This is a genomic window from Microbacterium sp. NPDC089321 (assembly GCF_040684935.1).
Lineage (GTDB): Bacteria > Actinomycetota > Actinomycetes > Actinomycetales > Microbacteriaceae > Microbacterium.
This window is the reverse complement of the sequence record NZ_JBFBGX010000002.1, coordinates 618167-629078: the sequence shown is the minus strand read 5'-3', so window position 1 is coordinate 629078 and position 10912 is coordinate 618167. Positions and strand designations below refer to the sequence as shown.

The 10912-nt window shown below is 67.5% G+C and carries 12 protein-coding genes; 2 read left to right on the top strand and 10 right to left on the bottom strand.

Features of this window, described 5'->3' with window-relative positions:
• Positions 1 to 38: 38 nt before the first annotated feature.
• Both AB0N59_RS11055 and AB0N59_RS11050 read right to left on the bottom strand, forming a co-directional pair.
• Complete coding sequence (locus AB0N59_RS11055) at positions 39 to 989, bottom strand: tetratricopeptide repeat protein (RefSeq protein ID WP_363482875.1); 951 nt, start codon at positions 987 to 989, stop codon at positions 39 to 41.
• Positions 986 to 2869 (bottom strand): glycosyl transferase, encoded by a 1884-nt coding sequence (locus AB0N59_RS11050; RefSeq protein ID WP_363482872.1) that lies wholly within the window; start codon positions 2867 to 2869, stop codon positions 986 to 988. The genes AB0N59_RS11055 and AB0N59_RS11050 overlap by 4 nt, the downstream gene beginning before the upstream one ends.
• Positions 2870 to 3052: 183 nt before the next feature.
• Between AB0N59_RS11050 and AB0N59_RS11045 the strand changes: the two genes are divergently transcribed.
• A complete protein-coding gene (locus AB0N59_RS11045) occupies positions 3053 to 4132 on the top strand; it encodes an AI-2E family transporter (protein WP_363482869.1) in 1080 nt (359 codons plus the stop codon).
• Between the two features lie 28 nt (positions 4133 to 4160).
• Here AB0N59_RS11045 and AB0N59_RS11040 read toward each other — a convergent pair whose 3' ends face one another.
• The 8 genes from AB0N59_RS11040 to rpsB form a co-directional block, all read right to left on the bottom strand.
• Positions 4161 to 4448 (bottom strand): hypothetical protein, encoded by a 288-nt coding sequence (locus AB0N59_RS11040; protein WP_363482866.1) that lies wholly within the window; start codon positions 4446 to 4448, stop codon positions 4161 to 4163.
• A 9-nt stretch (positions 4449 to 4457) separates the two neighbouring features.
• Complete coding sequence (locus AB0N59_RS11035) at positions 4458 to 5075, bottom strand: transglycosylase SLT domain-containing protein (protein ID WP_363482863.1); 618 nt, start codon at positions 5073 to 5075, stop codon at positions 4458 to 4460.
• 117 nt (positions 5076 to 5192) lie between these two features.
• Positions 5193 to 5780, bottom strand: a complete 588-nt coding sequence (locus AB0N59_RS11030) for a DivIVA domain-containing protein (protein ID WP_363482860.1) — start codon at positions 5778 to 5780, stop codon at positions 5193 to 5195.
• Positions 5780 to 6940, bottom strand: a complete 1161-nt coding sequence (locus AB0N59_RS11025) for a phosphatidate cytidylyltransferase (protein WP_363482857.1) — start codon at positions 6938 to 6940, stop codon at positions 5780 to 5782. The genes AB0N59_RS11030 and AB0N59_RS11025 overlap by 1 nt, the downstream gene beginning before the upstream one ends.
• A gap of 5 nt (positions 6941 to 6945) precedes the next feature.
• The gene (gene frr / locus AB0N59_RS11020; RefSeq protein WP_363482854.1) at positions 6946 to 7500 is read right to left on the bottom strand and encodes a ribosome recycling factor; all 555 of its coding nucleotides are present in this window, start codon (positions 7498 to 7500) and stop codon (positions 6946 to 6948) included.
• 74 nt (positions 7501 to 7574) lie between these two features.
• Positions 7575 to 8291, bottom strand: a complete 717-nt coding sequence (gene pyrH / locus AB0N59_RS11015; RefSeq protein ID WP_363482851.1) for a UMP kinase — start codon at positions 8289 to 8291, stop codon at positions 7575 to 7577.
• Positions 8292 to 8381: 90 nt separating this feature from the next.
• Positions 8382 to 9209 carry a translation elongation factor Ts gene (gene tsf / locus AB0N59_RS11010; protein ID WP_363482848.1) on the bottom strand — a complete coding sequence of 276 codons (828 nt, stop codon included), beginning with the start codon at positions 9207 to 9209 and terminating at the stop codon, positions 8382 to 8384.
• Between the two features lie 39 nt (positions 9210 to 9248).
• The gene (gene rpsB, locus AB0N59_RS11005) at positions 9249 to 10112 is read right to left on the bottom strand and encodes a 30S ribosomal protein S2 (RefSeq protein WP_363482845.1); all 864 of its coding nucleotides are present in this window, start codon (positions 10110 to 10112) and stop codon (positions 9249 to 9251) included.
• Between the two features lie 295 nt (positions 10113 to 10407).
• Between rpsB and AB0N59_RS11000 the strand changes: the two genes are divergently transcribed.
• On the top strand, positions 10408 to 10905 hold the full coding sequence (locus tag AB0N59_RS11000; RefSeq protein ID WP_363482843.1) for a peptidoglycan DD-metalloendopeptidase family protein: 498 nt from the start codon (positions 10408 to 10410) through the stop codon (positions 10903 to 10905).
• Positions 10906 to 10912 lie beyond the last annotated feature (7 nt).

Sequence of the window (10912 nt, the reverse complement as noted above, 5' to 3'; positions counted from 1 at the left end):
CCCTCAGTGGGGCCGGGCGCTCTGTTGGTCGAAGCGACTCAGAACAGCAGTGAGGTGAGCCGGGTGCGAGCCGACGCCACGCGCGGATCCGCCGGGCCGATGAGCTCGAACAGCTCGACAAGGCGCTCGCGAATGCGTGTGCGCGCGTCGGGATCAGCGGTGGCGAAGAGGTCGAGCAGACGGCCGAAGGCGTCGTCGACGTGGCCTCCGGCGAGATCGAGATCAGCCACCTGGAACTGCGCATCGACATCGCCTGGCGCCGCGGCAGCCGCCGCGCGGACCTGTTGCAGGTCGAGACCCTGGACCCGGTGCAGGAGCCTGACCTGGCCGAGGCCGGCCTTCGCGTCATCGTCTCGCGGATTCTCCGCGAGAGCTCGCTCGTATGCCGTGATCGCGCGGGCGTAGTCGCCGACCTCGATGGCCTCGAACGCCTCGGCGTGCAAGGGAGGGAGCGGCGCCTGCTCGGGCTCGTCCGATGCGGCATCGTCGGAGTCCCCGAACGGCACAGACCCGGTCACGCCGTTCTGCGCCGCCACCTCGAGCAGACGTGAGAAGACCTCCCGCACCTGCTCCTCCGGCACCGCGCCCGTGAACATCGGAACGGGCTGCCCCCCGATGAGCGCGACGACCATCGGAATCGATTGCGCGCGGAACGCCTGAGCGATCTGGGGGTTCGCATCGACGTCGACCTTCGCGAGAACCACCCGTCCGCGCTGCTCTCGAGTCACCTTCTCGATGATGGGGCTGAGCTGCTTGCACGGCCCGCACCATTCGGCCCAGAGGTCGACGACGACGGGCACCGAACGGGAGAGTTCGAGGATCTCGCCGAAAGACTGGTCTGTGACGTCGACCACCACATCGGCCGCTTCCTGCGCACCCTCGCCCTGCGCCGCCGGCGCGCTCTGAGAATGCGACGGCGGGGTCGGCCGATTGCGCAGGGAGGAGAGATCGACGGCGCCGCGCAGAGCGGCCGCGGAGATTTCGGTCACTTGATCACCTTCACGCTGAGGAGGTCCTGGTGGTAGGCCAGAAGACGGATCTGCTCATTCGACCCCTGCGCAGGGACCGAGAAGAACAGCTGGATCGAGTACGTGGTCGTGAAGCCCTTCGCCGATTCCTTGACGCCGGTCAGAGCGCTGGCCTCGGGGTTGTCGCCGACTCGGATCACCGCTTCCTTGGTGGTCGGCGTGATGGTCTCGATGTCGTCGACGCTCACCGACACCACCGCGCCGCTGCCGAGCGTGGCGAGCGACAGAGGCGTCTCGTCGGTGGGCTTCATGTCGAACGCCACCTTCGAGGTCTTGTCCGCCTTCTTGTCCTTCAGCCCCTTGACCACGGCGGCACGACTGTCGCGGATGCTCTGCGCGAGCTTCACTGCGGTCTCATCGAAGCGTCCTGCGTACTCGCTCTTGTCTCCGCTGTCGACGAAGTCCGAGAATGCCGTGGCGACCTGCTCGGGAGGGAGCGCGAGGAACGGCGAGTCCTGAGGAACGCGCGTGGTGCCGAGCCATTCGGGCGCGACGTCGGGGAATTCGGAAGAGGCCGGCATGTCGGCCATCTCCGAGATGCGGTAGTTCGACCACGGATCGTCCTGGGTCATCGTGAGCAGGACCGGAGGCACCGTGTCGTCCTTCTCCGAGACGGTCAGCGCCAGAACAGAGCGCGGCCACCCGTCGGCGGCCTCCGGCAGCAGGATCGTGACCTTCTCGCGGGGCGCGGTGAGGTTGGTGTCGCGATCCGTGATCTTGCCGCGGAGCACGTACTCTGTGCGGCGGCCTTCGAGCGCTGCGCCGGCGAGGCGCGTCTCGGCCAGGTCGATGTCGAGGTCGGTGTCGGCCTTCGCCACGGTCTCCTCGATCTGGGCGATGATCCGATGCCCCTGCTTCTCTGTGACCACAGGCGGCTTCTGATCCTCCGGAGTCACGACGGTCGGCGTGGGCGTCGGGGTCGGGGTCTCAGCGCCGAGGTCGGGCCACGATTCCGGTGAGCACCCGGTCGCGAGCACCGCGGTTAGGGCCAGTGCGGGAAGACCCAGCCATGCACGGCGGCGGAGCGCAGAGCGCTGCGTGCGCCCCGCTTCCGGATCCTGCCGATCTGTCGCGGGCTGCTCACCGGTGACGGAGTCAGGAGCGTCGGGCCCGGGCGCGTCGCTCGCGCCGTGGCCCGCCTCGATCGCCTTGCGCTTCGGGGCGGCAGGCATCTCGATCGGCTCGGTCTCCGGAAGCGGCGCGGGGCCCTTCCGAAGCGGACCGCGACCACGACGCTGATGCCGGATGGCGAGGATGTAGAGCACGAGGCCGGCGAGCAGCAGCGCGCCTCCGGCGACCATCAGCGGGCCGGCGAGCGGCGTGCGAGTGTCGAGGCCCCACTTCACCAGGATGTCGTCGGGCGCCGGCTCCACGCCGTCGCGGGCGATCAGCACGCTGTGCCCTGGGGTGAGCTGCATCTTGGTCACGAGAAGCTCTTCATCGGTGAACGAATCGAGCCACAGGTCGGACCCCGCCGGATTGCGACCCGACGTCTCGCCGCCGGCAGCCGGTGGCTGCTGTGCAGCCACCGTGCTGCTCTTCGGCTTGTCGCCCTTCCCGAGCGCAACGTCGGTGTAGCTGGTGTCGGAGAGCCACGCCTTCACATCATCGGTGCGGCCATAGGCGACGAACATCTCGCCCTCACCACGCACCAGGAGGGTCTGCAGTCCGGGGTGGGCTCCCAGCACCTCCGCATCGACGAGGACGTAGGGCTGCGGCTCGTCCACCGACAGCTCCATACTCTGCTCAGACGGCCCCATGAAGATGGTGCGCTGGGCGATTCCGGCTCCGATGAGAACCGTGGCCAGCACGAAGGCCACGACGGCCCATACGAAACGCACGAATCAACTCCTTACGTGACCGGGCATTCGCCGCCGGTCCGCTCGACATTTCAGACTAGCGAAACCACCTGGGCATTGCCCACGAACGAGCAGCTCGAGATGCCCGAGCATGCCCTGCGGCCAGTCGCCGGGGCGAGCGACCGCCGGGCGATTAGGATCTTTCGCAGGTCGACCTGGAGAGCCATGAAGATTCACAGTCCCTTCCGCACCGCTCTGGTGGCGACGCTCGGCGTGGGCCTCGGCATCCTGCTGATCAACGGCGTGCAGACGCTGTCGACGATCATCCTGTACATCGGCACCGCACTCTTCCTGAGCCTGGGCCTCGATCCCCTCGTCACGTTCCTCGAGCGTCGCGGCCTCCCCCGTTGGGCTGCTGTGCTGGTGACGATCCTCGCCGTGCTGAGCGTCTTCGCCGCCGTCGTGCTCATCGTCGTGCCCGTGCTGGTCGATCAGGTCTCGCAGCTGGTCGACCAGATCAGCCCGCTGGTGCAGGACGGCCCCGGAACCATCAGCAGCTTCAGAGGCTGGATGACCGAGACGTTCCCCAACCTCGCCGTCGATGACGTCTTCGCCTACATCAACGAATGGATGGCGAAAGACGAGTGGCAGAACACGGTCGCCGGATGGACCGAATCCATCGGGCAGGGCGTCCTCGTCGTCGGCGGCGCTGTTCTCGCCGGCGGTTTCGGCGCTTTCATCGTGCTGATCCTCACGATCTACATGACCGCGTCGACTCCGTCGCTGAAGCGCGCCGTGTACCAGCTGGTACCCGCCTCCAAGCGCGAGCGCTTCATCGACATCGCCGACCAGATCACAGACTCCGTCGGACACTACGTGATGGGTCAGGTCTCACTCGGTGTGATCAACGGCATCCTGAGCATGGTCTACCTCTCGATCATCAACGCACCCTTCACCGCGGTGCTGGCCGTGGTGGCGTTCTTCTTCTCGCTCATCCCGCTGGTCGGGACCCTCACCGGCTCGACGATCATCGTGCTCGCCTGCCTGCTCCCCGGCGTCGGCTCTCCGGCGACAGCGCTGGCCGCGGCGATCTACTACCTGATCTACATGCAGGTCGAGGCGTACTTCATCGCACCGCGGATCATGAGCCGCGCCGTGTCGGTCCCCGGCGCGGTCGTCGTCATCGCGGCGCTCGCCGGAGGCTCGCTGCTGGGCCTGCTGGGCGCACTGATCGCCATTCCGGTGGCTGCGAGCGTGCTGATCATCTACCGGCAGGTGCTGATCCCCCGCATGAACGAACGCTGACGCTTCCGCGTTCAGCGGCGGGCGAGCTTCAGGCGATTCTCCAGCAGTGATTGTGCCAGTGGCGACGGGCGGCAAGATCCGCACTGTCACCCATCACGCCGTCGCCGCTCCACACCACGACATGGGCCGTGCCTGGCGCGATCATCACCGCGCAACCAGGGCATCGATAGTCCTTGACGGCCTGGCTCGCTGAGACGGGCTGCACGATCCATTCCCGGCCGCGCCGCGTCTCGGTGCGCTTCCAGCCCGCGAGGAGGCGCTCGAAGGAGTCGTCCGAGCTGCTGTGCTCAGGTCGTCGACGATGTGAGCGTGGCACGTCGCCGACTCACCACCAGTGGTTGCGCGACCAGAAGCCGTAGGCGGCGGCCCAGCTGCCGTAGCGGCCGACGGCGTAGCCGTTGCCCCAGCGGAGGTTGTCGACCGGATCGTAGCCGTTGCCGGGGACCTTGCTGCAGGGCAGGGCCTGAACAAGGCCGCACGCACCCGACGACGCGTTGGTGGCGTTCGGGTTCCACCCGCTCTCGCGAGACACGATGTAGTCGACGTAGGCCCAGTCACCCCGCGCGATGCCTGCCGCGGTCATCCAGTCCTCTTTCGAACCGCCTCCGCTGTAGCGAGGCATCGAGGGGCCGCTGCTGCGGTTCGACGACGCGGTCTCGGCAGCGGGCTTCGGCGCGGGCTTCGGCTTCGGCTTCGGCTTGGGCTTCACGTACACGTCGAAGCCGCTGCGTGCGGCAGGAGCGATATCGGCTCCTTCGACGGACGAGACGGTGATGCTCTGCGTCTCAGCGGTCGCGAGAGAGTATGCGGTCAGCGGAGCGTCGGTGGGCTCGGGATCGGCGACTGCCACGCCCGTCGGCGCCATCATGGCCGCTGATATGCCGACCACCGCGAGGCCAGCCAGCAGGGCGCTGGCGCGGCGACGCGTCTGATTCTTCTTCATCGAACCAGCAGCGTTCGGGCGCTTCGGGTTCGAGATCAATTCGTTATCGGGAGTCACGATGGCCCTCAGTCTACGCACACGTCGCCGATACATCCATGAGAACTCACCGAGAAAGCCTCAACGCACGGCGAGGATGACCTCGACGGTCACGTCGAGAAGGGCATCGACCTGCTCTTCCCGATAGCCGCCCCGCTGCATGCGGAAAGCCGCGCCGCGCACCTGCTCGACGTCGAGCGCGGCGCCGTCGCGCAAGAACGCCGAGATCCGATCGGCGACGTGATCGACCTCGTCTATGCGATAGCCGAAGGTGAGGATGCCCGTGCGCGCGAAGCGCTGCCTGTGCGGCCTGCTGAGATGATCGAGCACCTGCTGGGCGTCATCGCGAGCCTGTGCGACCCACGCATCCACGCCGACGCGGCGGATCGCCTCTTCGCGCTCCCGCTGAGCGAAGGCATCCTCCACCCGCGACAGCGCGGCGTCCACATCAGCGATCGCGTATCCCTCTTTCACCAGGGGGAACGAGGCTGCACGCACGTCGTCGGCTCCGAAGTCAGCCCTCGACTGCTCGAATGCGGCACGTGCCGCATCGAGGAAGCTGTCGACAGCCGCGCGGTGGTAGCCGCGTTGGCGTCCACTGGTGAGCGGGAAGGCCGGCGCCACGTCGTCCTGTGGCGTGGTGATCGCCTCGAGGTCTGCGTCAGTCATCAGGATCCGATCAGAGGGGTGAAGAGGTGGTAGAGGGCGATCGCAGGGATCGTCGAGGGCAGGATGCTGTCGAGCCGGTCGAGCAGACCACCGTGACCGGGCAGCCACGAGCTCATGTCCTTGATCCCGAGATCGCGCTTGAGCATCGACTCCCCGAGGTCGCCGAGCGTCGCGCAGGCGACGATCGCGGCGCCGAAGACGAGACCGCACCACCACGGCAGCTGCAGCAGGAAGAGCGCGAGCAGGACTCCGACCGCAAGCGAGCCGAGGACGGCACCGGCGAACCCCTCCCAGGTCTTCTTGGGGCTGATGCGCGGGGCCATGGGGTGCTTGCCGAAAGCCAGCCCGGACGCATAGGCGCAGGTGTCAGCCGCGACGGCGACGGCCACGAAGCCCAGGACCCACCACTCGCCGTCGTCGCGGCTCAGCAGCATGAGAGCGACGGAGGTGAGGAAGGGCACATACACCTGCACGAAGGCGCCCACGATGACGTCCGAGAGCACATCGCCGTAGGTGCGGCCGTCGGCTGCGATCATCTGGGCCATCATGCGCCACACGCTCACGAACGCGACCGCCGCTATCAGCATGACCCAACTCAGCCACAGCGCCGCGAAAGGCCCCGTCAACAGCACAGCTGCTCCGGCGATCAGCTGAGGGACGATGTCGACTCGACGTCCCGCCGTGCGCAGAGCACGAGAGAGCTCGTAGGTGCCGAGAAGACCCGCGGCGACGGCGATCGGGATGAAGAGCCACTTGATGAACAGCAGCGACGCGATCAGCACGGCGCCGAAGCCGACGCCGATCAGGATCGCGACGATCAGATCGCGTCCGGTGCGCTGCTTGATGCGCTCGTTCGCCTGATCGAACTGCTCACGAGCCTGCGAGACGTGCGATTCGAATTCGCCGCGTGCGGCACGCCACTGCTCGCGGATGGCGTGCGAATCCGTGCCGAGCGAAGGCATCGGAGGCCGGGGCGGGATGCGCTCCGCATCGAACGAGGGGAACGCCTCGTCCGACAGCGGCAGCCCTCGCACAGGTGTGTCGACGTCCTCCACGTCAGCGGGCGCGGTCGACGGGGTGTCTGCTGCGGAAGGCAGATCACCCCGCTGGGCCTCGCGCCGCGTCAGCGGCTGATCGTCGGAATCGCGGTCACCGGCCATGCGTGTCAGACCTCGAGCAGCTCTGCCTCTTTGCGCTTGAGCGCGTCGTCGATCGCGTCGACGTACTGACGCGTCAGAGCATCGAGCTCCTTCTCGCCGCGGGCGATCTCGTCCTCGCCGACCTCGTTCTTGAGAGCGTCGAGCTGGTCCTTCGCCTTGCGACGGATGCCACGCACCTGGACCTTGGCGTCCTCGCCCTTGGAGCGCACGAGCTTGACGTACTCCTTGCGGCGCTCCTCAGTCAGCTCCGGCATGGTCACGCGCACGATGTTGCCGTCGTTCGTCGGGTTCGCGCCGAGGTTCGGCATGTCGCGGATGGCCTGCTCGATCGCCTTCAGCGCGCTCTTGTCGTAAGGGGTGACGATGAGCGTGCGGGCCTCGGGATTCGCCATCGAGGCGAGCTGCGCGATGGGTGTGGGCGAGCCGTAGTAGTCCACCATGAGCTTCTGGAACAGCTGGGGGTTCGCGCGTCCGGTGCGGACGGTGGCGAAGTCGTCCTTGGCTGCGTCGACCGCACGGTTCATGCGTGCGGTGGTGTCTTCGAGGACGTCCGCGATCACGGGTACTCCTTTAGTCGTGGGTTTCGAACGAGTCTATCCGGCGGTGGCTGGCCGGACAGTGAGCGACAGCGCGCTCAGGGGGTGACGAGGGTGCCGATCGGCTCGCCCAGCAGCGCCTTCGTGACGTTGCCGGCGGGCTCCATGCCGAAGACGCGCATGTCCATGTTGTTGTCCATGCACAGGCTGAACGCGGTGGAGTCCACCACCTTGAGGTTCCGCTGCAGAGCGTCGCGGTAGGTGACCTGCTCGATGCGCTCGGCGCTGGCATCCTTGTTCGGGTCGGCGGTGTAGATGGCGTCGACACCGTTCTTGGCGACGAGAACCTCGTCGGCGCCGATCTCGAGCGCGCGCTGCGCGGCGACGGTGTCGGTCGAGAAGTAGGGCAGGCCTGCGCCGGCGCCGAAGATCACGACGCGCCCCTTCTCCATGTGGCGCTCGGCGCGCAGCGGGATGTAGGGCTCCGCGACCTGGGTCATCGAGATAGCCGACTGCACGCGGGTGGCGGCGCCGGCCTGCTCGAGGAAGTCCTGCAGGGCGAGGGCGTTCATGACCGTGCCCAGCATGCCCATGTAATCGGCGCGACCGCGGTCCATTCCCCGCTGGCTCAGCTCAGCACCGCGGAAGAAATTGCCCCCACCCACGACGATGGCCACTTCGACGCGATCGACGGCCGCGGCGATGTCACGGGCGATCTGGCCGACGATGTCGGGATTGACGCCGAGCTGGCCGCCGCCGAACGCCTCGCCGGAGAGCTTCAGGAGGACGCGCCGGCGTCCGCTTCCTTCGGTCATGGATGAGTTCCTCTCGTCCCGATTCAAGATAGTGCCTTCTGGGCATGAAGAAGGGGGTTCGGATCACAGATCCGAACCCCCTTGAGGTTGTTACGCGCCGACCTTGAAGCGGGCGAAGTCGGTGACGGTGATACCGGCATCCTTCGCGACCTGGGCCACGGACAGCTTGTTGTCCTTCGCGTAGTCCTGCTCGAGAAGCGCGACCTGCTTGAAGTAAGCGGTGACGCGACCCTCGACGATCTTCGGCAGAGCAGCCTCGGGCTTGCCCTCGTTGCGGGAGATCTCGGTGACGATCTCGCGCTCCTTCTCGACCTCGGCGGCCGGGACGTCCTCACGGGACAGGTACGAGGGGTTCGCGAACGAGATGTGCTGGGCGATGCTGCGAGCGGTCTCGGCGTCGGAGCCGCTGTAGGCGACGACGACACCGATCTGCGGCGGCAGGTCCTTGCTGGTGCGGTGCAGGTACACCGAGACGGCGTCGCCGGTGACGGTGCGCACGCGACGCAGCTCGACCTTCTCGCCGATGATGGCTGCCTCGTCGGAGATCAGCTGCTCGACGGTCTGGTCGCCCGTCGGAGCGGCGAGGGCCGCCTCGATCGAGTCGGCCGCGACGGCCGCGACGGCGTCGGCGACCTTCTCAGCGAGCGTGATGAAGCGCTCGTTCTTCGCGACGAAGTCGGTCTCGCACGCGAGCTCGATCAGGGTGACGCCACCCTCGATCTCGCGGGCGACGACGAGGCCCTCGCTGGTCGAGCGGTCGGCGCGCTTCGCGTTGCCCTTCGCACCCTTGAGGCGGAGGATCTCGGTCGCCTTCTCGACGTCTCCGTCAGCCTCCTCGAGCGCCTTCTTGGTGTCGACCATTCCGGTGCCGAGCTGCTCGCGCAGCGCCTTGATGTCGGCGATGGTGAAGTTGGCCATGTGTGGTGGCTCCTTGCTTCTCTACGTGTGCGGGGTGACTTACTTGGCGTCTGCCTCGACGGCAGCCTCGGCCGGAGCCTCGGCGGTCTCGTCGGCGGCCGGAGCCTCAGCGGCGTCGTCGGCTGCAGGAGCCTCGGCGGCTGCCTCAGCGTCGCCCTGCAGGAGCTCCTGCTCCCACTCGGCGAGCGGCTCAGCGTCGCCAGCGTCGGGGTTGTGCTTCTGCTGCAGACCCTCGGCCGCCGCGTCGGCGATGATGCGCGTCAGCAGCGAGACCGAGCGGATCGCGTCGTCGTTGCCGGGGATCGGGTACTGGAAGTCGTCCGGGTCGGCGTTGGTGTCGAGGATGCCGATGACGGGGATGCCGAGCTTCTTGGCCTCGTCGATGGCGAGGTGCTCGCGCTTGGCGTCGACGACCCACAGTGCCGACGGGGTCTTCGAGAGGTTGCGGATGCCGCCGAGCGACTTGTGCAGCTTGTCGAGCTCGCGCTTCTTGAGGAGGAGCTCCTTCTTGGTGAAGCCCGAAGCGGCGGGGTTCTCGTAGTCGAGCTCCTCGAGCTCCTTCATGCGAGCGAGACGCTTCGCGATGGTGGAGAAGTTGGTGAGGAGGCCGCCCAGCCAGCGCTGGTTGACGTACGGCTGACCGACGCGGTCGGCCTGCTCGGCGAGGATCTCCTGCGCCTGCTTCTTCGTGCCGACGAACAGGATCGTGCCGCCGCGGGCCACGGTCTCCTTGACGAAGTCGTACGCCTGGTCGATGTACGACAGCGACTGCTGCAGGTCGATGATGTGGATGCCCGAGCGCTCGGTCAGGATGAAGCGCTTCACCTTCGGGTTCCACCGGCGGGTCTGGTGTCCGAAGTGCACGCCGCTGTCGAGCAGCTGGCGGATGGTGACCACAGCCATGGTCGTCTCCTTGTTCTGACGCTCTCGCGTCGTTGAGGTTGATTCGCCGGTCGACCGACCGGCATTCCTGGTGCCCGGCACACGCCCGCCCGCTCGAGAGCAGGACCTGTGGGAATGGATGCCGCGACCGGAGTCGCTGTGGGCACGCGTAGTCACCCCGATTTCGAGGTGCTCCCCCAGTGTACAGGATCACGCCGCGCGAGAACGTCCTGCACACCGACCGAAATGCACGTGTTCTCCACGGTCCGCGGCGCTCGCGCACCGGCCGTGCCGAGCGGTCGGAGAGTGTGGACGCATGCGCATCGGCTTCGTCGCTCTTCTGCTGTCACTCGGCCTCTCGCTGACCGGCGGTGCAGGCGATCCGCCGACGGCACCCGGGTACCCGTGGCGCTGGCCGACCACGGGCCCGCGCTCTGTGATGGAGCCGTTCCGAGCCCCGGCGCACGACTACGGCCCCGGGCACCGCGGAATGGACGTCGCAGCGATTCCGGGCACGGAGGTCACGGCACCCGCAGCAGGCGTGATCGCGTTCCGGGGCGTCGTGGTCGACCGTCCCCTCGTGACGATCGACCACGGCGGCGGGCACGTGAGCACCTGGGAGCCGGTGGCGTCGGACCTCTCCCCCGGCGACTCCGTCGGCGCCGGCGATCCGATCGGTGTGGTCGCCGACGGCGGCCACACCGTGCGCGGCGCGATCCACGTCGGCGTGCGTCTGGAGGGCGCCTACATCAACCCTCTGCCGCTGTTCGGCGGCATTCCTCGCGCCATCCTGCTGCCGTGCTGCGAGGGCTGATGCGAGA